The sequence below is a fragment of the Duganella sp. GW822-FHT06D06 genome, from assembly GCF_058799615.1.
Genome location: NZ_JBXALQ010000001.1, coordinates 1 through 19,567, shown reverse-complemented (window position 1 = coordinate 19,567; position 19,567 = coordinate 1). Strand labels below are relative to the sequence as shown.

At 66.8% G+C, this 19,567-nt stretch carries 14 protein-coding genes and 3 tRNA genes; 10 read left to right on the top strand and 7 right to left on the bottom strand.

Going from position 1 to position 19,567, the window contains the following annotated elements:
• Positions 1–9: 9 nt before the first annotated feature.
• Both AC1RMD_RS00085 and AC1RMD_RS00080 read left to right on the top strand, forming a co-directional pair.
• Complete coding sequence (locus AC1RMD_RS00085) at positions 10–2,712, top strand: TonB-dependent receptor plug domain-containing protein (RefSeq protein WP_492922445.1); 2,703 nt, start codon at positions 10–12, stop codon at positions 2,710–2,712.
• A gap of 109 nt (positions 2,713–2,821) precedes the next feature.
• Positions 2,822–4,591, top strand: coding sequence for a M14 family metallopeptidase (locus AC1RMD_RS00080; protein ID WP_492922443.1), 1,770 nt, complete (start codon positions 2,822–2,824; stop codon positions 4,589–4,591).
• Here the strand turns inward: AC1RMD_RS00080 and AC1RMD_RS00075 are convergent.
• From AC1RMD_RS00075 to AC1RMD_RS00060, 4 genes are all read right to left on the bottom strand, one after another.
• The gene (locus AC1RMD_RS00075; RefSeq protein ID WP_492922441.1) at positions 4,588–4,917 is read right to left on the bottom strand and encodes a hypothetical protein; all 330 of its coding nucleotides are present in this window, start codon (positions 4,915–4,917) and stop codon (positions 4,588–4,590) included. The genes AC1RMD_RS00080 and AC1RMD_RS00075 overlap by 4 nt on opposite strands.
• A gap of 82 nt (positions 4,918–4,999) precedes the next feature.
• Entirely contained in the window at positions 5,000–5,935 is a 936-nt protein-coding gene (gene ttcA / locus AC1RMD_RS00070) for a tRNA 2-thiocytidine(32) synthetase TtcA (RefSeq protein ID WP_492922439.1), read from the bottom strand.
• A complete protein-coding gene (locus AC1RMD_RS00065; protein WP_217943547.1) occupies positions 5,932–6,330 on the bottom strand; it encodes a dihydroneopterin aldolase in 399 nt (132 codons plus the stop codon). Before AC1RMD_RS00065 ends, ttcA begins: the two co-directional genes overlap by 4 nt.
• A gap of 24 nt (positions 6,331–6,354) precedes the next feature.
• Positions 6,355–7,161, bottom strand: coding sequence for an SDR family oxidoreductase (locus AC1RMD_RS00060; RefSeq protein WP_492922437.1), 807 nt, complete (start codon positions 7,159–7,161; stop codon positions 6,355–6,357).
• A 57-nt stretch (positions 7,162–7,218) separates the two neighbouring features.
• Between AC1RMD_RS00060 and AC1RMD_RS00055 the strand changes: the two genes are divergently transcribed.
• Together AC1RMD_RS00055 and AC1RMD_RS00050 are read left to right on the top strand one after the other, a co-directional pair.
• Positions 7,219–8,370 (top strand): class I SAM-dependent methyltransferase, encoded by a 1,152-nt coding sequence (locus tag AC1RMD_RS00055; protein ID WP_492922435.1) that lies wholly within the window; start codon positions 7,219–7,221, stop codon positions 8,368–8,370.
• 115 nt (positions 8,371–8,485) lie between these two features.
• Complete coding sequence (locus AC1RMD_RS00050) at positions 8,486–9,502, top strand: J domain-containing protein (protein ID WP_492922433.1); 1,017 nt, start codon at positions 8,486–8,488, stop codon at positions 9,500–9,502.
• A 6-nt stretch (positions 9,503–9,508) separates the two neighbouring features.
• On the opposite strand, the gene AC1RMD_RS00045 is transcribed toward AC1RMD_RS00050, so the two are convergent.
• Together AC1RMD_RS00045 and AC1RMD_RS00040 are read right to left on the bottom strand one after the other, a co-directional pair.
• Positions 9,509–11,230 carry a methyl-accepting chemotaxis protein gene (locus tag AC1RMD_RS00045; RefSeq protein WP_492922431.1) on the bottom strand — a complete coding sequence of 574 codons (1,722 nt, stop codon included), beginning with the start codon at positions 11,228–11,230 and terminating at the stop codon, positions 9,509–9,511.
• Between the two features lie 22 nt (positions 11,231–11,252).
• Positions 11,253–11,735 (bottom strand): chemotaxis protein CheW, encoded by a 483-nt coding sequence (locus tag AC1RMD_RS00040; protein WP_492922429.1) that lies wholly within the window; start codon positions 11,733–11,735, stop codon positions 11,253–11,255.
• Between the two features lie 239 nt (positions 11,736–11,974).
• Between AC1RMD_RS00040 and AC1RMD_RS00035 the strand changes: the two genes are divergently transcribed.
• Positions 11,975–13,558, top strand: coding sequence for a DUF3369 domain-containing protein (locus tag AC1RMD_RS00035; RefSeq protein WP_492922427.1), 1,584 nt, complete (start codon positions 11,975–11,977; stop codon positions 13,556–13,558).
• Positions 13,559–13,601: 43 nt separating this feature from the next.
• Positions 13,602–15,131, top strand: coding sequence for an HDOD domain-containing protein (locus AC1RMD_RS00030; protein WP_492922425.1), 1,530 nt, complete (start codon positions 13,602–13,604; stop codon positions 15,129–15,131).
• Here the strand turns inward: AC1RMD_RS00030 and AC1RMD_RS00025 are convergent.
• On the bottom strand, positions 15,118–18,390 hold the full coding sequence (locus AC1RMD_RS00025) for a bifunctional diguanylate cyclase/phosphodiesterase (protein ID WP_492922423.1): 3,273 nt from the start codon (positions 18,388–18,390) through the stop codon (positions 15,118–15,120). The genes AC1RMD_RS00030 and AC1RMD_RS00025 overlap by 14 nt on opposite strands.
• A 208-nt stretch (positions 18,391–18,598) precedes the next feature.
• Between AC1RMD_RS00025 and AC1RMD_RS00020 the strand changes: the two genes are divergently transcribed.
• From AC1RMD_RS00020 to AC1RMD_RS00005, 4 genes are all read left to right on the top strand, one after another.
• Positions 18,599–18,682 (top strand) — tRNA-Tyr (locus AC1RMD_RS00020).
• A gap of 69 nt (positions 18,683–18,751) precedes the next feature.
• Positions 18,752–18,825, top strand: a tRNA-Gly gene (locus tag AC1RMD_RS00015).
• Positions 18,826–18,855: 30 nt separating this feature from the next.
• Positions 18,856–18,930 (top strand) — tRNA-Thr (locus AC1RMD_RS00010).
• 110 nt (positions 18,931–19,040) lie between these two features.
• A partial coding sequence (locus AC1RMD_RS00005; protein WP_492922421.1) for a GTP-binding protein occupies positions 19,041–19,567 on the top strand: 527 nt, incomplete at its 3' end.

Here is a 19,567-nt window from a genome sequence, read left to right as displayed (position 1 = left end):
ATTACCTCAATGAAGACAAAATTTGAATTGAAGCCGCTGGCGGCGGGCGCTATCGCCCTGCTGTGCGGCGCTGCCGGCCCTGCGCTGGCGCAAGCGCAGGAGGCGGGCGCAGTCACCGCTGCGCCGCCTGCCGTCGTCGTCACCGGCTCGCGCATTCCGCGCGCCAGCCTGGAAGGGCCTTCCGCCGTCACCGTCGTCACCGGCGAGGACATCACCAAGCAAGGCTACAAGAACGTCTTCGATGCGCTCAGCAACCTGACCCAGAACAGCGGCTTCACCCAGGGCGCCGACTACGGCAACACCTTCACGCCGTCGGCCAACACCATCAGCCTGCGCGGCCTCGGACCCAATCACACGCTGGTGCTGCTCAACGGTCGCCGCCTGGCGGACTTCCCGATCGCCTACGAAGGCACGGTCAACTTCACCAACCTGGCCAACATCCCGTCGAGCGTGGTGGACCGCATCGAGATCCTCAGCGGCGGCGCTTCCGCCGTCTACGGCTCGGACGCGATCGCGGGCGTGGTCAACATCATCCTGAAGAAACAGGCCTCCGGCCTGGACGTTAATCTCAAAGCCGGCGCCACCACGCGCGGCGGCGGCGGCGACCGGCGCCTGCAGCTGACCGGCGGCGACAGCTACGGCAAGCTCAATACGCTGTTCAGCGCCGAATTCCTGGAGCGCGATCCGCTGTGGAGCCGCGAGCGCGACTTCATGAGCGCCAAGGTGGGCGTGGCGCCGACTGCTCTGTTGTGGCGCAAGAACGTCGACACCGGCAAGTACATCGATCCGGGCGACACCTGCGCCCAGCTTGGCGACCTGTTCGGCGGCAGCACCGTCAAGTACACGGGCAAGGCGGGCAGCTACTGCGCCAGCCCGAAAGTGGGACCGACTTACTGGACCACGCAGACCAAGAACAGCAGCCAGAACCTGTTCGGCAGCGCCAACTACGAGCTGTCGCCGACCACCACCTTGTTCGCCGAGGCGCTGTACGGCCAGAACCGCAGCGCCAACAACACGCGCGGTCCATCGTGGACCTCGGTGGCGACCGCCGACACCTATTTCTGGAACCAGAACACCAAGACCAACGAAGCCTGGAACCGCTACATCTCGCCGGAGGAAATCGGCGGCGTGACGCGCTACAACCGCAGCTGGGACGACCAGGCCGCGTCGCTGTCGTTCGGCGCCAAGGGGGCTATCCCCGGCACCAACTGGCAGTACGAGGCCGGCTACACGGCCTCGCTGTACAAGAGCGAGAGCCACGCGCCGCGCGCGCTGGCCAACATCGACAGCTTCTTCCTCGGCCCCAAACTGGGCGTGGACGCCGATGGCGTGCCGATCTACGCGCCCGATCCGGCGCGCCTGAGCAAGCGCCTGACGCCGGCGGAATTCGACAGCATCACCGGCACCGCGGTCAGCAACGACAAGTCGTGGACCAACACCGTCAGCCTCAGCGCCAACGGCGAGGCGTTCAAGCTGCCGGCCGGTCCGGTCAAGCTGGCGACGGTGGCGGAGCTGGGCAAGCAGGGCTTCTCGAACGCGCCGGACCCGCGCATCAACCAGGGCTACTTCAATACGGTGACGCCGTCCGACGTGACGGCCGGCACCCGCAAGCGCTATGCGCTGGGGGTGGAGGCGAACGTGCCGCTGCTGGAGAAACTCGACGCCACCGTGGCCGCCCGCTATGACCGCTACAGCTTCGCCGGCGTCAGCGACGGCAAGCTGGCCTACAACGCCGGCCTGGAATGGCGTCCGGCCACGCAGCTGCTGCTGCGCGCCAACCACGCCACCAGCTTCCGCGCGCCGGACATGAACTACATCTACAAGGCGCGCGGCACCGGCTACTACTCGTCGAGCACCGACTACTACCGCTGCGCCAAGGCCGGCCAGCCGCTCGACACCTGCGAGTTCGCCAACATCTCGCCGGGCGCCAACTACGTGCAGGCCGGCAGCAAGGAGCTGCGCTCGGAAAAAGGCCGTTCGTCGGGGCTGGGCGCGGTGTGGTCGCCGAGCGCCGGCTTCGATGTGTCGCTGGACTACTGGAACATCAAGATCGACGACCTGGTCACCAACCTGAGCGCCGACAAGCTGCTGCGCGACGAATCGACTTGCCGCATCGGCGGCGACCTGACTTCGCCGACCTGCGCCGACGCCATCGCCCGCATCGTCCGCAATCCGCTGACGGCCTTGAACAAGCCGGGCGAGATCAAGGAGATCCATGTCAATCCGATCAACGCCGCCTCGACCAGCGTCAGCGGGATCGACGTCAGCGCCAGGCACGTGCTGCGCACCCAGGCTTACGGCGTGTGGATTTCGAAGCTCAATTACTCGAAGACGCTGAGCGCCAAATCGCGCCAGTTCTCCGGCGACGAGCTGAAGGACGACCGCGAAGACCTGGGCAACTCCGACTGGCGCGACAAGCTCAATGCCAGCCTGATCTGGAACCAGGGCGACTGGTCGAACACCTTGTTCCTGCAGCGCTACGGCAAGGTGCCCAACGCGGCCGGCACGGCCTTCCTGTCGCCGACCACCCTGGCCAACGCCAGCGTCGTGTATCGCCTGAACCAGCGCACCACGGTGTCGGTGGCGGTCAACAACCTGTTCAACAAGGTCAAGCCCGACACCAGCGGCGGCTGGCCGTACTACCCGGTGGGTAACTACAGCCCGACCGGCCGCCAGGGCTGGGTCGAGCTGAACTACCACTTCGGTTCCTAAGGGGCCGCCATCGCTGAGTCGCAAAGCAGACTATAATTTCCAGCGATCCGATGCCGGCGGGTAGGCCCCGCCGGGCATCGGCCATTCAACCTTTGCTGGAAGCCAGTCCATGATACGTTCCGCCATTCTGTTTGCCTTTGCCGCCACCTCCAACCTGGCCGCCGCCGCGCCGGCCTCCGCACCACTGAGCACCATCGCCGAACGCTCCGGCTTCCAGAACACCGGCCGCTACGACGAAGTCGTCGACCTGTGCGGGCGCTTCCAGAAGGCGTATCCGAAACAGGTGCGCTGCTTTGAATTCGGCCGCACGCCGGAAGGTCGTCCGATGCTGGCGCTGGCCGTCTCGCGCAGCGGCGCGCTGACCGCCCAGCAGGCGAAGAAGCGCGGCGTGCCGGTGCTGCTGGTGCAGGGCGGCATCCACGCCGGCGAGATCGACGGCAAGGACGCCGGCTTCCTGGCGCTGCGCGAAGCGCTCGAGAACAAGGCCGCGCCGGGCGCGCTGGACCAGCAGGTGCTGCTGTTCGTCCCGGTGTTCAACGTCGACGGCCATGAGCGCTTCGGCAAATGGAACCGCCCCAACCAGCGCGGCCCGGTGGAGATGGGCTGGCGCACCACGGCGCAGAACTACAACCTGAACCGCGACTACGTCAAAGCCGACGCGCCGGAAATGCAGGCCATGCTGGCGCTGGTGAACGCCTGGGATCCGCTGGCCTACGTCGACCTGCACGTCACCGACGGCGCCAAGTTCCAGCCCGACGTCTCGATCCAGGTCGAGCCGGTGCACGGCGGCGACGAGGAGCTGAAGCGGGCCGGCCTGGCGCTGCAATCGGCGGTGATCGCCGACCTGAAGGCGCAGGGCTCCGATCCCAAGCCGTACTACATTTCGTTCGCCACCGACGACGACCCGAGCTCCGGCTTCGTCGACAGCATGTCGACGGCGCGCTTCTCGACCGGCTACTTCCCGATGCGTAACCGCTTCGCCATGCTGGTCGAAACCCACTCGTGGAAGGACTACCCGACCCGCGTGCGGATCACCCGCAACACCATCGTTTCATTGCTGTCGCAGGTCGCCGCCCACGGCAGGCAATGGCAGAAGATGACGCAGGAAGCCGACGCGCGCGCCGCCGCCCTGGCCGGCGCCGATTTCCCGATCAGCTACCGCACCACCTTCAACGCCAAGACCATCGAGTTCCCCGGCTACGAGTACACGCGCAGCTATTCGGAAGTGTCGGGCGGCCTGATGACGCACTACGACGAGACCAGGCCGCAGATGTGGAGCGTGCCGCTGCGCGACGAAGTGGTGCCGGACCTGAAGATCGCCGCGCCCAAGGGCGGCTACCTGGTGCCGCTGGCCGATGCTGCCCGCATCGGCGCCAAGCTGAAACAGCATGGCATCGCCTTCAAGGTGGTGGAGGCGGACCTGATGTCGGTCGAAGTGGAGAGCTTCCGCGCGACCAGGACCAAATTCGGCGCGCAGTCGTTCGAGGGCCGTCAATCGCTGGCGGTGGAGGGCGACTGGGAACGCGAGCGCCGCAGCGTGGTGAAGGGGGCGCTGTTCGTGCCGATCGCGCAGCCGAAGGCGCGCCTGGTGATGACGATGCTGGAGCCGCGCGGCGCCGATTCGTTGCTGGCCTGGGGCGAATTCAACAACGCCTTCGAGCGCAAGGAGTACATGGAGGAATACGTGGCCGAGGACGTGGCGCGCGGCCAGCTGGAAGCCGATCCGGCGCTGCGCGCCGAGTTCCAGAAAAAACTCGACAGCGACGCGGAGTTCAACAAGAGCCAGGCCAAGCGGCTGGAGTTCTTCGCGCGCCGCCACGCATCGTGGGATGAGCGCTACAACCTGTATCCGGTGCTGCGCACGGCGCAGAAGTACTAAACCTCAGGGCTGCCGCCGCCGGATGCCTTGGCGGCGGCTTCCTCCATCTTTTGCCGCAGGATCTCGGCCACCTTGGCCATGATCGAGGCCTGCTCCTCCGGCGACTTGGCCGCCAGGCCCTCCGGCGTCAGGCCCAGGCTTTTCAATATCATTTCCTGCATCCGTTGCGCCGGCGATTTCTTCATGTAGGTGTCCAGCTCCTGCGCGGCGGTCGGCTGCTTGGCCGCCTCCAGCGCGGCCTTGAAGTCGGCGCCGCCGTCGGATTTTTTACGCGGGGCGAAGGCTGCCACGCTGGCGTCGCCGAGCGCTCTGGTGTCGATTTTCATGTTTGCTTTCCCTGTTAGTGGTTATTTACGCAATATAGCGTAATTTGCACTAGCAGGGGGAGCGCAGAAGGTCGGCGGCCGCTCAGCCCTGCTGCAGCGGGATGATGCCGGGCACGGTGGCCGGGGTCGAACACGGTTCTTCGTCGAAGGCGATGTCGCCCAGCGGGTTGGCCTGGCCGTCGGCCTTGATGTCCTTGAAGCCGAACAGGTCGCGGTCCATCAGGTGCGACGGCACCACCGTCGACAGCGACGAGAAGATGCTCTCGACGCGGCCGGGGAATTTCTTTTCCCAGTCGCGCATCAGGCCCTTGATCTGCTTGCGCTGCAGGTTTTCCTGCGAGCCGCACAGGTCGCACGGGATGATGGGGAAGCCTTTGACCGCGGCATAGCGCTCGCTGTCTTCTTCCTTCACGTAGGCCATCGGCCGGATCACCATGTGCTTGCCGTCGTCCGACACCAGCTTGGCCGGCATGGCCTTGAGCTTGCCGCCGAAGAACATATTCAGGAAGAAGGTCTCGAGGATGTCGTCGCGGTGGTGGCCCAGCGCGATCTTGTTGCAGCCCAGTTCATCGGCCACGCGGTACAGGATGCCGCGCCGCAGGCGCGAGCACAGCGAGCAGGTGGTCTTGCCTTCCGGGATCAGGCGCTTGACGATGCTGTAGGTGTCCTGGTTCTCGATGTGGAACGGGATGCCCAGCTGCTTCAGGTAGGCCGGCAGGATGTGGTCGGGGAAGTTGGGCTGCTTCTGGTCCAGGTTGACGGCGACGATCTCGAAGTCGATCGGCGCGCGTTCGCGCAGCGTCATCAGGATGTCCAGCAGCGCGTAGCTGTCCTTGCCGCCGGACAGGCAGACCATGACCTTGTCGCCGTCCTCGATCATGTTGAAATCGCCGATCGCCTGGCCGACCAGGCGGCACAGGCGCTTGTGCAGCTTGTTGTTTTCCAGCGCGATCTTTTCGGCCGACTTGGCGCAAGCGGCGGCCGGCGCGGCCGCTACGGTGTCGAGTACTGCGTTCATACGGATTCCTTGATCTTGAATACTTCCACGCCCACGCCTTCGCAGTCCGGATACACGTCCGGCTTCATGGTCGATACGCGGGCCGCGCGCACGCGCGGGTGTTCCAGCATGGCGCTGACGATGTCGTCGCACAGGCTCTCTTGCAGGTGGACGTGGCCGCGCGCCATCAGCTTGGCGATGGAGTCGCGCATGAAGTCGTAGTCCACCACTTCTTCCAGCTGGTCCTTGACCGGGGTCGAGACGGCCAGCGGGATGTACAGGTCGACGTTGATCAGCAAACGCTGCTCGCCCTTTTTCTCGAACTCATAGACGCCGATGTTGATCAGCACTTCGTAATTGCGCAGGAACAGGCGGCGGCAGTCGTTCAGTTGCGGGTGGATCAGGGCGGACAGCATAGGATTACCTTTTTTCGATTGTATTCATTTAGCCAAAAACATCACGTCGCGCGGCAGCGCCATCAGGTGCTGGCCGCCGTCGACCAGCAGGGTGGTGCCGGTCAGCGCGCGCGCCGTGGCGGCGTAGACCACGCTGTCGGCGATATCTTCCGGGGTGCTGGAGCGGCCCAGCGGGGTTTGCCGGTGCGCGTGGGCGAAGCCGGCTTCGGTCTGGTCGCCGGACAGCAGCGTGATGCCGGGCGCGATGCCGACCACCCGCACCGCCGGCGCCAGCTGCTGCGCCAGCATCGTGGTGGCCGCTTGCAGCGCCGCCTTGGACAGGGTGTACGACAAAAAATCAGGATTGAGATTGTACAGTTTTTGGTCGAGCAGGTTGATCACCACCCCTTGTTCGCCGACGGCGAGCGCCGCGTGCAGCGCCTGCGCCAGGATCACCGGCGCGGCGACGTTGGCGCGCATGTGGGCGTCCAGCCGGCCGGCGGTGAAGTCGGCGGCGCTGTCGTAGTCGAACAGCGAGGCGTTGTTGACCACGCAGCGCAGCGCGCCCAGCGCCGCCGCCGCCCGCGGCAGCAGCGCGCGCACGGCCGCTTCGTCGGCCAGGTCGCAGGGCAGGGCGACGGCGCGCCGGCCCAGCGCTTCGATCGCGGCCACCACTTCGCGCGCCTCGGCCTGCGAGGCGCGGTAGTGCACCGCCACGTCCCAGCCGGCGCGCGCCAGGCCAAGCGCGATGGCGCGGCCGATGCGGCGGCCCGCGCCGGTTACCAGCGCAACTGGCGCTGGTAACCCAGGCGCCACGGGTATGTCGGCTGGTGTTGGTTCTGCTGTCGTCATGTGCTGTCTGAATGTCAAAATGGCGGCCCGGCGCGCCGATTCGCTACAATGCCGGTTATGTCCCTACCTGTACCTTCCAGTGACGCGCTGGCCGCGTCCCACGCCCTGTCGCACCTGATCGCCGCCGAAATCGCGCGCAACGACGGTGCCATCTCCTTCGCCCGCTATATGGAACTGGCGCTGTACGCCCCCGATCTGGGCTACTACAGCGGCGGCTCCGCCAAACTAGGCAAAGATGGCGATTTTACAACCGCGCCCGAACTCACGCCGCTGTTCGGCGCGGCGGTGGCGCAGGCCGCAGCCGCTATTATCGCCCAAAGCGCGCCGCAGATCCTCGAATTCGGCGCCGGCACCGGCAAGCTGGCGTTCGACATCCTGACCGAGATGGCCGTCGCCGGGGTGGCGATCGAGCGTTATTTCATCGTCGAGCTGTCCGGCGAGCTGCGCGCGCGCCAGCAGGAAAAGCTGCGCGACTTCCCAAATGTGCGGTGGCTCGATGAATTCCCCGACGCCTTCGACGGCGTGGTGGTCGGCAACGAGGTGCTCGATGCGATGCCGGTCCACCTGGTCACCAGGCACCCGCAGGGCTGGCAGGAATTGCAGGTGACGGTGCGCGACGGCCGTTTCGATTACCTCGAAACGCCGGCCGGCGCCGAACTGCAGGCGCAGATCGACCTGCAAATCCAAGAGCACGACAGCCTGCCGGTCGGCTACGTGACCGAGGTGCACGGCGTGGCCTGCGGCTTCATGGCGACGCTGGCGCGCATGCTGCGCAACGGCCGCGCCAACGCCGCCTTCCTGTTCGACTACGGCTTCCCGGCGCACGAGTACTACCTGGGCCAGCGCGCCACCGGCACCTTGATGTGCCACTACCGCCACCATGCGCACCCGGACCCGTTCTACTATCCGGGCCTGCAGGACATCACCGCCCACGTCGACTTCACGGCGATGGCGCTGGCGGCGCAGGAGGCCGGCGCCGAGGTGCTGGCCTACCTGAACCAGGCCGGTTTCCTGATCGGCGCCGGCGCCGGCGAGCTGCTGCTGCGCACCGACCCGGCCGACGCGCTGCGCTATCTGCCGCAGGCCAAGGCCTTGCAAAAGCTGTTGTCGCCGGCGGAGATGGGGGAGTTGTTCAAGGTGCTGGTGATCGGCAAGAACGTCGTCTTGCCGGACGCCATAGCCGCCCAGGATCGCAGCCACCGCCTGTAGATTAAATGTTACAGTGGTCAAAACAGCAAGCTGCATCCTTGTTTGATCGCTGAGTTGCCGCGCGCCAGATCGGCTATGATGAATGACGCGCGCTCGCCGGACAATTATTGGAACGATGGCAAAGATACACACTCACTATGACAACCTGAAAGTGTCGCGCATGGCGCCTCAGGAAGTCATACGTGCCGCCTACAAGGCGCTCAGTCAAAAATACCATCCGGACAAAAATCCGGGGGATGAGAAGGCTGCGCGCATCATGGCCATCCTCAACAGCGCCTACGACACCCTGTCCGACGCCCAGCGCCGCAAGGAACACGACGAATGGATCGCCGCCGAGGAATGGGAGATCGAGTGGCTGGAGAGCACCCGCCACGAGGACGGCCATGGCCACCGGGGCGGTGACAGGCATCGCCACGACGCGCCGGACCGGGCCTGGAGCCCGGAGTCGGTCGACGACAGCCCGCGCCCGCGCCGCGCAGCCTGGAAATGGTGGGGCGGGCTGGCGGCCAGCCTGGTGCTGGGCTGGGTGGGCGGCGTGACCATGGTGGCCGAACCGCAGCTGCTGTCGTCCGCGCTGGCGGCGGCCTGGGGCGGCAAGGCCGACCATGGCAGCGCGCGCGCGCAGGCCCGCGCCGCGGCGCGCGACCCCAAGGCCGAACAGCGCGAGGCCTGGGCCAGCAACCAGCCCTATTATCCGGAGGCGAACAGCAACCGGCCGGCGCCGATCAAGGTGCAGGCGCTGTCGCAGGTGATCCTGCCGAATACGAGTGCCGATTGCGACAGCGAGACCCAGACCCTGGTGGCGCCCAACGGCGAGCCCTGGCCGACGCAGTCCGGCTATATGACCGGCTTCCCGGTCGGCAACCGCGGCGACGACCTGCAGCTGATGCTCGACAATGCCGGCAACGCCTCGGCGGTGTTCATCAAGATCTACGATACCGAGCGCCGTTCGAACGTGCGCTACGCCTACGTGCAGGCGCACGACAAGCTGGTGGTCGACCAGCTCGCCAACGGCAAGTACGAGATCCGCTACCAGAACCTGGACGTCGGCGCCAACCAGAGCGGCTGCACGGCGGCCAGCCGCACGGCGGCGGCCAGCGCCGACTCGCCGGCGCCGCCGGTCAACAATTAAGCGTTTCTAAAACTCTTCCCACTCCGAATTCAGGTTCGCCTTGGGCTTGGCCGCCGCTTTCGCGGCCGGCTTGGCGGCCGGCTTGACGGCGGCGGCCTGGGTCGGCGCCAGGCGCGGCGCGGCCGCCGGCGCGGGCCTGCTGGCGCCGGCCGGACGGGCCGCCGCCGGCTCCGCCGCATAACTGTCGTCGAGCTTGAACACGCTGACCGAAGCCGACAGCGTGCCCGCCTCGTCCTGCATGCTTTGCGCGGCGGCGGCGGCCTGCTCGACCAGCGCGGCGTTCTGCTGCGTCATCTCGTCCATCTGCGAAATCGCCTCGTTGACCTGCTCGATGCCCATGCTCTGTTCCTGGCTGGCCGAGGTGATCTCCGCCATGATGTCGGCCACCTGCTGCACCGAGGTGACGATCAGGCCCATGGTTTGCCCGGCCTCGTCGACCACGGCGCTGCCGCCGTCGACCTTTTCCACCGAATCGTCGATCAGCACCTTGATTTCCTTGGCCGCCGTGGCCGAGCGCTGCGCCAGGCTGCGCACTTCCGACGCCACCACCGCGAAGCCGCGTCCCTGTTCGCCGGCGCGCGCCGCTTCCACCGCCGCGTTCAGTGCCAGGATGTTGGTCTGGAAGGCGATGCCGTCGATCACGCCGATGATGTCGACGATCTTGCTGGAGCTGGCCTTGATCGAGCCCATGGTGTCGACCACCTGGGCCACCAGCTGGCCGCCGCGCGTGGCCACCGACGACGCCGAGATCACCAGCTGGTTGGCCTGGCGCGCGTTGTCGGCGTTCTGCTTGACGGTGGAGGTCAGCTGCTCCATGGTGCTGGCGGTCTGCTCGAGCGAGCTGGCCTGCGATTCGGTGCGGCCCGACAGGTCCATATTGCCGCTGGCGATTTCGCCCGAGGCTTGGTTGATGGTGGCGGTGCTGCGCCGCACCTCGTGCACGGTGCGCGCCAGGCTGCTGTTCATGTGCCGCAGCGCGTCCAGCAGCTCGCCGGTTTCGTCGCTGGCGCGCACCTCGATGCGGGTGCTGAGATCGCCGGCCGCCACCGATTTGGCGATCGCCACCGCCGCCTCCAGCGGGCCGGTGATCGAGGCCGTGATCCACACCGCCAGCGCGCCCGAGACGATCAGCGCCACCACCCCCAGCACGATCATCATGGTGCGCGAAAAGTCGATGTGGCCGGTGGCGACCTTGCCGCCGTCCTCGATGTCGCTCTTCTGCTGCCTGACCATGGTGCCGGTCAGCTCTTCCAGCGCGTCGAGCGCGGGGAAGGTCTCGCGGTTCATCAGCTCGGCCGCCTTGTCGCGCTCGTCCGCCTCGACCAGGTCGGCCACCTTCAGGAAGGAGGTGTTGTAGCTGACGCGCGCGGCCTGGATCCTGGCCAGCAGCGCCTTCTCGTCGGGGGTGGCGGTCAGCTGGCCCAGCGTGGCCAGCGCGGCGTCGATGGCTTTCTTGTCGAGGTCGATCCGTTCGTAGCTCTTGGCGCGCTGCGCCTTGTCGCTGATGACGAACAGGGCCAGCACGCGGCGCGCATCCTCGCGCGCGGCGGCGTCGATGGTGGCGGCGGCCGAGGCGCTCGGCCAGTCGCGTTCGACGATGTCCTTGGCGCTCTGGCCGACCGCGCCGAAGCGGCCGATGGCGGTGACGATCATGATCAGCATCAGCAGCAGCACCAGGCCGAAGCCGGCGCCCAGGCGGGTCTTGATTTTATAGTCGGTCAGGTTCATTGGGGCTTCCGTGTTGATAGGGTCAGTTGGCGGCGGCGACCACGTCGGTCAGGCCCATCTCGGCGCTCGACATCAGCTTGTCGATATCGACCAGGATCAGCATGCGCTCTTCGATGGTGCCGAGGCCGATGATGTAGTCGGAATTGAAGGCGGTGCCCATCTCCGGCGCCGGCTTGAGCTGGTCGGGCGTGAGGGTGGTCACGTCCGACACCGAATCGACCACCATGCCGACCACGCGGCCGCCGATGTTGAGGATGATGACCACGGTGAACTGGTCGTACACCGGCGCGCCCAGCTTGAACTTGATGCGCATGTCGACCACCGGGATGATGATGCCGCGCAGGTTGATCACGCCCTTGATGAACTCCGGCGCGTTGGCGATGCGGGTGACCACCTCGTAGCCGCGGATCTCCTGCACCTTGAGGATGTCGATGCCGTATTCCTCGGCGCCCAGGGTGAAGGCGAGGAACTCCCGGCCGCTGATGTCCGATGCGTTTTCTTGCATGATTATGGTCCTTGAAATATTGATCTGACCGCGCTAAGCCTTGGTCGGCGCGCGCGCCGCAATCCTTACAATGACGGCGCTAGCGTATCAGAGTCGGAGCGCGATGACGAGCGCGGAAAGGCCGCGCATGGGCGAAAAACGCACGCCTGTTGCTATCAATTTCGAAGGGGGTTGTCACAGGGGGGGAATCTGATTATGCTAGGACCAAGACAGCCACGGGCCTGGCCCCAGGAGATGTGATGACAGATTCGACCGCCGCAGACGACAACTGGCTGATCCAGGAAGACGAGGAGCCGGCGCCGGTTGACGGAACGGGATCGCCGGACCAGCGCCTGTGGCGGGTGCTGATCGTCGACGACGACGTCGACGTCCACGCGGTCACGCGGCTGGCGCTGCGCAACGTGTCCTTCAAGGGCCGCGAGCTGGAGCTGTTTTCCGCCTACAGCGGCCGCGAAGCCTACGACTTCCTGCGCGACACGCCGGACATCGCGCTGGTGCTGCTGGACGTGGTGATGGAGACCGACGACGCCGGCCTGCTGCTGGCGCGCCGCATCCGCGAGGAGCTGCACAACGCCATCGTGCGGGTGGTGCTGCGCACCGGCCAGCCGGGCCAGGCGCCCGAGCAGCGCGTCATCATCGAATACGACATCAACGACTACAAGGCCAAGACCGAGCTGACCACGCAGAAGCTGTTCACCACCGTGATCTCGGCGCTGCGCGCGTACGAGAGCCTGAACATGCTCGAGCGCAGCCGCATCGGCCTGGGCAAGATCCTGGCCGGCGCCACCAATCTGTACCAGATCCACTCGCTGCGCGAATTCGCCTCCGGCGTGCTGAACCAGGTCAGCGCCATCCTCGACGTCGGCGCCGACGGCGTGCTGTGCCTGATGCAGGGCGACACCGGCGTCACCAGCGTGGTGGCGGCCACCGGCAGCTACGCCGCGCTGAGCGAATCGGAGCTGATGCCGACCGCCCATCCGCTGTGGCCGACCATCGCCAAGGCCTTCGCCGAAAAGAAAAGCCAGTTCGACCATCCGGCCAATGTGCTGTTCATCCACACCCAGGAAAACCGCGAGGTGGCGATCTCGGTCACGCCGCCCTGGCCGCTGGCGCAGATCCAGCGCGACCTGCTGGAGGTGTTCTGCCAGCGCATCGCCGCCGCCTTCGACAACCTCTACATGTTCGGCCAGCTGCGCAAGGCGCAGGAGGCGACCGTGGTGGCGCTGGCCGACCTGGCCGAGTTCCGCGACAGCGGCACCGGCGGCCATGTGCGGCGGGTGCAGATGCTGTCGTCGTCGCTGGCCCAGCGGCTGTCCGCGCGCGGCGTCTACGCCGACGAGCTGACGCCGCAGCTGCTCGACATGATCGGCCTGGCCAGCATCCTGCACGATGTCGGCAAGGTCGCCACGCCGGACCACATCCTGCTCAAGCCGGGCATCCACACGGCCGAAGAGCGGGCCGAGATGCAGACCCACGCGGCGGTCGGCCGCACCATCCTGGAACGCGCCGCCAACATGGTCGACGGCGTCAGCTACCTGACCTACGGCGCCGAGATCGCCGGCGGCCACCACGAGCACTACGACGGCAACGGCTATCCGAACCAGCTGGTCGGGCGCGACATCCCGATTTCCGCCCGCATCGTCGCCGTGGTGGACGTGTTCGACTCGCTGCTGCACGAGCGTCCGTACAAGGATCCGTGGCCGCACACCGAGGTGATGACCTATATCACGGACCGCGGCGGCAAGCAGTTCGATCCCGAGGTGGTGGCCGCGCTGCTGGACCTGATCGAGCGCGATCCGACCATCGGCCACACGCCGGACTAGGCTGCGCGCCCGCGGGCGGCGTAGCACCACGCCAGGACATGCCATGCCATCGACCCCGCTCCCGTCAGACAGCGAACTGCGCCCGGTGCGCGGCGCGCTGCTGAAAAAGCTCAGCGGCGACGAGGGCATGTTCGCGCTGGGGGCGTCGGTGGCGCGGGTGGTGCAGATGGCCGATTCCGACGACCAGGGCACGCAGAACCTGGCCTACTACGTGCTGTCGGACGTGGCGCTGACGCAGAAGGTGCTGCGGCTGGCCAACACGCCGACCTACCGCGCCGCCGGCGGCACCGCCGTCACCACCATCTCGCGCGCGATTTCCCTGCTCGGCTTCGACAACGTCAAGACCACGGCGATGGCCATGCTGCTGGTCGACACGCTGGCCAACAGCCGCCACGCGCACAGCGTGCGCATCGAGCTGGAGGCGGCGCTGTGCGCCAGCCTGGTGGGGCGCGAGATGGCGCGCCTGAGCATCTACCAGGGCGCCGAGGAGGCGGCCATCGGCGCGCTGTTCAAGAACATCGGCGCGCTGGTGGTGGCCTCGCACGAGCACGGGCTGTTCCGCGAGATCGGCCTGCTGACGGCGGCCGGCAAGTTGACCCAGGCGCAGGCGGCCTTGCAGGTGCTCGGCTGCAGCTACGACAGCCTGTCGGCCGCCATCCTCAACGAATGGAAGATCCCGGACGTGATCGTGCGCTCGCTGGCGCCGCTGCCGCCGGGCGCCTGCAAGCCGGCCGCCAGCCGCCCGGAGTGGATGCGGCAGGTGGTGGCGTTCAGCATGGAGACGGCGCGCCTGCTGGCGCGCCGGCTGGGCGCCGACAGCGCCGAGGGCAAGGCGCTGGAGCAGCGCTACGGCGCCGCGCTCAACCTGGACCGCGAGCGCTTGACGCAGCTGTTCGCCACCGTCTCGCGCGACATGGACGGCCTGCTGGAGAGTCTGCAGATGGGCGCGCACGCCGATCCCGACGACGGCGCCCCCGGCCTGCCCAGCGTGCTGGCGCAGGCCACCATGGGCGCGGGCGAGGCGCAGCAGGGCAACCATGTCAGCGGCAAGCCGTACAACGCCCGCGAGCAGTTGCTGGCCGGGGTGCAGGAGGTGACGCAGATGCGCGCCGGCGGCCACGGCAAGGTCAACGACATCATCCAGGCGGTGCTCGAGACGCTGTACCGCGGCATGGGCTTCCGCTTCGCCACCGTGTGCCTGAAGGATGTGCGCAGCGGCCAGTACCGGGCGCGGGTGGCGTTCGGCGAGCTGCATGCGGAGCGCCAGGCCGGCTTCCTCTTCCCCAGCGCCGGCGGCGACGACCTGTTCCACCTGGCGATGCAGAACAACGCCGACCTGATGATCGCCGACGCCAGCGCGCCGAAGATCCGCGCGCTGCTGCCGGAATGGCACCGCCGCCTGCTGCCCGACGCCCGCAGCTTCATCGTGCTGCCGCTGGTGGTCAATTCGATCCAGCTCGGCCTGTTCTACGCGGACCGCGCGCTGCCGGCGCCGGAGGGCGTGCCGCCCGACGAGACCTCGCTGATCCGCGCCCTCAAGGGCCAGGTGCTGGTGGCGCTCACACCGGGCTGAGTTCAACCGCGTCCCGGCTGACGCTGCGCACCATCGCCTCGAACTGCGCCACCGGCATCGGCCGCGCGAACAGATAGCCCTGCGCCTCGTCGCACTGCTTGGCGTCGAGGAAGTCGCGCTGGGCCTGGGTCTCCACGCCTTCCGCCACCACGCCCAGTCCCAGCGAGTGGGCCAGCGCGATGGTGGCGGCGACGATCACGGCGTCGTTCGGATCGCTCTCGATATCCTTGACGAAGCCGCGGTCGATCTTGATGCGGTCGATCTCGAACAGCTTCAGGTAGCTCAGCGAGGAATAGCCGGTGCCGAAATCGTCGATCGCCACCTTGAAGCCGCGCGAGCGCAATTCGATCAGCAGCGCGCGGCTGCGCTCCGGGTCCTGCATCGCCGCCGATTCGGTGATCTCCAGCTCCAGCAGGGCCGGGTCGATGCCGTGGGCGTCGATCAGCCGGTCCAGCTGCGGCAGCAGGCCGGCGCCGTGGCACTGGCGCGCCGACAGGTTGACCGCCAGCCGCAGGTGCGCCAGCCCCGGCGCGCGCCACGAGGCCAGCAGGCGGCTGGCGCGCTGCAGCACCCAGTCGCCCAGCGGCAGGATCAGGCCCGACTCCTCGGCGATCGGGATGAAGCGGTCCGGCCCCACCATGCCCAGCTCCGGATGGTGCCAGCGCAGCAGCGCCTCGGCGCCGATGATGCGGCCGGACGCCAGCTCGACCTGCGGTTGCAGGTACAGCTCGAATTCGTTCTGCTCGAGCGCCTGCCACAAACGGTTCTCCAGCATCAGGCGTTCGTGGGTGGCGCTGTTCATCTCGGCCGAGAAGAACTGGAAGTTGCCGCGGCCCTGGCTCTTGGCGGCGTACATGGCGGTGTCGGCGTGGCGCAGCAGGGTGCTGCCGTCCTCGCCGTCGGACGGGAACATGGCGACGCCGACGCTGGCGCCGCTGTGCACCGTCTTGCCTTGCAGGTGGTAGGGCGCGCCCAGCGATTCGACGATGCGCACCGCGATGTTGGAGGCCTCGTCCGGCGTCACGCAGCCGGAGGTGACGACGATGAATTCGTCGCCGCCGAGGCGGGCGATGGTGTCGACTTCGCGCAGCAGCTCCTGCAGGCGCTGGGCCACCGCCACCAGCAGCAGGTCGCCGGTCTGGTGGCCGTGGGTGTCGTTGATCTTCTTGAAGTGGTCGAGGTCGATGAACAGCACCGCCGCCGCGCCGCCGCTGCGGCGGGTCTGGGCCAGCAGCTGGTCCAGCCGCAGGTTCAGCGACAGGCGGTTGTCGAGGCCGGTCAGGGTGTCGTGGTGGGCCAGGCGGTGGATGCGTTCCTGCGCCAGCTGCTGCGCCGTCAGGTCGTGCAGGATGGCGACGAACAGGTGCTCGTCCGGCAGCTCCACTTCGCTGACCGACATCGCCAGCGGGAATTCGTTGCCGTCGCTGCGCCAGCCGGTCAGCTCGTATTCGTGGGTGACGCCGCAGGCGATCATGCGCAGCAGGCCGGCCGCGTCGAGGCCGGCGGCGTCGCCGACGCCGACCGGCAGCAGGCGCTCCAGCGGCAGCTTGGTCATGTTCTCCGGCGCGTAGCCGAACAGGCGGCCGGCGGCGGCGTTGGCCGACATCAGCAGGCCGTCGCCGTCGATGGTGAGGATGGCGTCGGCCGCCTTGTTGAGGATGGCCTGCAGGCGCGCCTCGCGTTCGCGCAGGCGCGCGGTGCTGTCCTTGACCTGGGCCTGGATGCGCGCGCGCTCGCCGCTGATCAGCATCATCAAGGTGCCCAGCAGTCCGGTCAGCAGCAGGCCGCAGGTCAGCACGGTCCAGCTTTGCCAGCCGCGCTGCTGTTGCAGGTAGGCCGCGGTGGGCGCCAGGGTCAGCTCGTAGATGCGGCCGCCGAAGTGCAGCTGGCGCTGGAAGTCGCCCGCCGCCGGCGCCCGTTGCAGGCTGTCGCGCACCACGCGGCGCGGGCCGTCGTCGTCCATGTCCTCGAAGCGCATCAGGAAGTGGCCGAACTCGGAACGCTTGAGCGCCTGGTCCAGGTAGGCGTCGAACTGCATCGAGATCAGCAGCGAGCCGATGGCCTGGTGGCGGTTGTTGTTGGGGTAGACAGTTTGCAGCAATAGCAAGCCGGAGCCGGCCTGCGTGCGTATCAGCTGCAGCGGCGCGGTGGCGGTCGGCTGGCCGGACTGGATGGCGCGCTCCAGCGCGGTGCGGCGCTGCGGATCGGACAGGAAATCCAGGCCCTGGTAGACGCGGCTTTCCGCCGGCTCGATATAGGTGGCGACGAAGTGGCGCTGGCGCACGGCGGCCGGAACCAGGGCGCCGTCGGCGTCGCGCTGGCGGATCTGGAAGCCGGGCGCGATCTGGGCGCGGCCATGGGCTTCGAAGGCGGCCCGTTGGTCGCCGGCCACCGGCGTCAGCCAGGCCATCGACAGCAGTTCGGGGCGCTGGTCCAGGTAGCCGTGCGCCAGGTTGCCGAAGTCCTCGGCGCTGAGCGTGCGGCGCGGGTCGTTGAGGGCCTTGGCCATGGCGTAGATGAAGCGTTCGTGCTCGCTGAACTGCGCCTGCAGCAGGTCGCCGGTCTGCTGCGCCTTGAGGCGGAACGCCTGCAACTGCTGGTTGTTCTCCCAGCGGTCCGCCTGCAGGTAGATGGCGATGAAGGCCGCCGCCGACAGCAGCAGCGGCAGGCCGACCAGCAGCCGGCGGCGCGACCACAGCGCGCGCGGGCGGCCGATGACGATCCAGCTCAGCGGCGCCGCCAGCAGGATGCCGATGGTGTCGCCCATCCACCAGGCCAGCCAGTCGAGGATGATGGTGTCCCAGCGCAGGATGCCGAGCAGGCCCATGCCGCTCAGCGAGACGGTGCTGCTGATCACGGTGACGCCGGCCGCCAGCAGGATGAAGCGCACCACGTCGCGGCCGGAGCCGATGGCGGGGTCGATGTAGCGGCGGAACAGCGCGCTGCCGGCCCAGGCTTGCAGCGAGGCGCCCAGCGCCGGGAAGCAGGCGCCGGCCAGCGCGGTGGCGCCGATGCCGCCGGGGCTGAGGAAGGGATAGATCAGGTTGACCGTCAGCGAGCCCAGCGCCACCGCCGGCAGCAGGCGGGCGCCGCCGATCACGCAGCCGGCCAGCGCCAGGCCGGCCGGCAGGAAGATGGGCGAGGCGTAGCCGGGCGGCAGCGCCAGCAACAGGCCGAGACGGCCGGCGACGAAGTAACAGGCCAACAGGCCCACATTGGCCAGCACCAGGCTGCGCAAACTACCGCTACGGTTGTTCAACTGCGGGGCTCCAGGTCTGAGTATCGTGGGCCGATTGTATAGGAATTCGTCGAACGTAAAAACAACACTTGCACATTTGCAGTTGGTGCAGTTAAAATCTCGCCCCGAAGCAGACGGTTCATCTGCATGGCGCGAAATAGGGTAGTAAAAAGGCGCGATGCGGGGTTGACAGGTCAAAGAAGTTGCTTCATACTCTGCGGTTCCTCGCGGAGGGGTGGCCGAGTGGTTAAAGGCGACAGACTGTAAATCTGTTCTTTCGAGTACGCTGGTTCGAATCCAGCCCCCTCCACCAAGTTTTTGCAAAAAGACTGGGTAAGCAAGTAGATGCGGCAAGTAGATGAAGAAGAATTGAACAATCCTCGCGGGTGTAGCTCAATGGTAGAGCAGAAGCCTTCCAAGCTTACGACGAGGGTTCGATTCCCTTCACCCGCTCCAGTATTGTTGCAATGCAGAAGTACCCCATAAGCCCTTTTAGCTCAGTGGTAGAGCACTCCCTTGGTAAGGGAGAGGCCACGTGTTCAATCCACGTAAAGGGCACCAGAATTCGCAGCATCCTGCAGTACCGGCAGCATATTTAAAAATATACGCAGCACTATCAAGACAGTCGGGCGTACGCCCAGGCAATCACACCAAATCGTTAGGAGTCTAAAATGGCAAAAGAGAAATTCGAGCGGACCAAGCCGCACGTTAACGTCGGCACCATCGGCCACGTCGACCACGGCAAGACCACCCTGACCGCTGCGATCGCTACTGTTCTGTCGAAGAAATTCGGCGGCGAAGCTAAAGCATACGACCAGATCGATGCTGCTCCAGAAGAAAAAGCACGCGGCATCACCATCAACACCGCGCACGTCGAATACGAAACCGCTACCCGCCACTACGCTCACGTAGACTGCCCAGGCCACGCCGACTATATCAAGAACATGATTACCGGTGCCGCGCAGATGGACGGCGCGATCCTGGTTTGCTCCGCAGCCGACGGCCCTATGCCACAGACCCGCGAGCACATCCTGCTGGCCCGTCAGGTTGGCGTTCCATACATCGTCGTGTTCCTGAACAAGTGCGATCTGGTCGACGACGAAGAGCTGCTGGAACTGGTTGAAATGGAAGTTCGCGAGTTGTTGTCGAAGTACGAATTCCCAGGCGACGACCTGCCTATCATCAAAGGTTCGGCACG

Bases quoted from the DNA above. Each gene is read 5' to 3' on its own strand.
- AC1RMD_RS00085 (WP_492922445.1), top strand. From the start codon at position 10: ATGAAGACAAAATTTGAATTGAAGCCGCTGGCGGCGGGCGCTATCGCC.
- AC1RMD_RS00080 (WP_492922443.1), top strand. From the start codon at position 2,822: ATGATACGTTCCGCCATTCTGTTTGCCTTTGCCGCCACCTCCAACCTG.
- AC1RMD_RS00075 (WP_492922441.1), bottom strand. From the start codon at position 4,917: ATGAAAATCGACACCAGAGCGCTCGGCGACGCCAGCGTGGCAGCCTTC.
- ttcA (WP_492922439.1), bottom strand. From the start codon at position 5,935: ATGAACGCAGTACTCGACACCGTAGCGGCCGCGCCGGCCGCCGCTTGC.
- AC1RMD_RS00065 (WP_217943547.1), bottom strand. From the start codon at position 6,330: ATGCTGTCCGCCCTGATCCACCCGCAACTGAACGACTGCCGCCGCCTG.
- AC1RMD_RS00060 (WP_492922437.1), bottom strand. From the start codon at position 7,161: ATGACGACAGCAGAACCAACACCAGCCGACATACCCGTGGCGCCTGGG.
- AC1RMD_RS00055 (WP_492922435.1), top strand. From the start codon at position 7,219: ATGTCCCTACCTGTACCTTCCAGTGACGCGCTGGCCGCGTCCCACGCC.
- AC1RMD_RS00050 (WP_492922433.1), top strand. From the start codon at position 8,486: ATGGCAAAGATACACACTCACTATGACAACCTGAAAGTGTCGCGCATG.
- AC1RMD_RS00045 (WP_492922431.1), bottom strand. From the start codon at position 11,230: ATGAACCTGACCGACTATAAAATCAAGACCCGCCTGGGCGCCGGCTTC.
- AC1RMD_RS00040 (WP_492922429.1), bottom strand. From the start codon at position 11,735: ATGCAAGAAAACGCATCGGACATCAGCGGCCGGGAGTTCCTCGCCTTC.
- AC1RMD_RS00035 (WP_492922427.1), top strand. From the start codon at position 11,975: ATGACAGATTCGACCGCCGCAGACGACAACTGGCTGATCCAGGAAGAC.
- AC1RMD_RS00030 (WP_492922425.1), top strand. From the start codon at position 13,602: ATGCCATCGACCCCGCTCCCGTCAGACAGCGAACTGCGCCCGGTGCGC.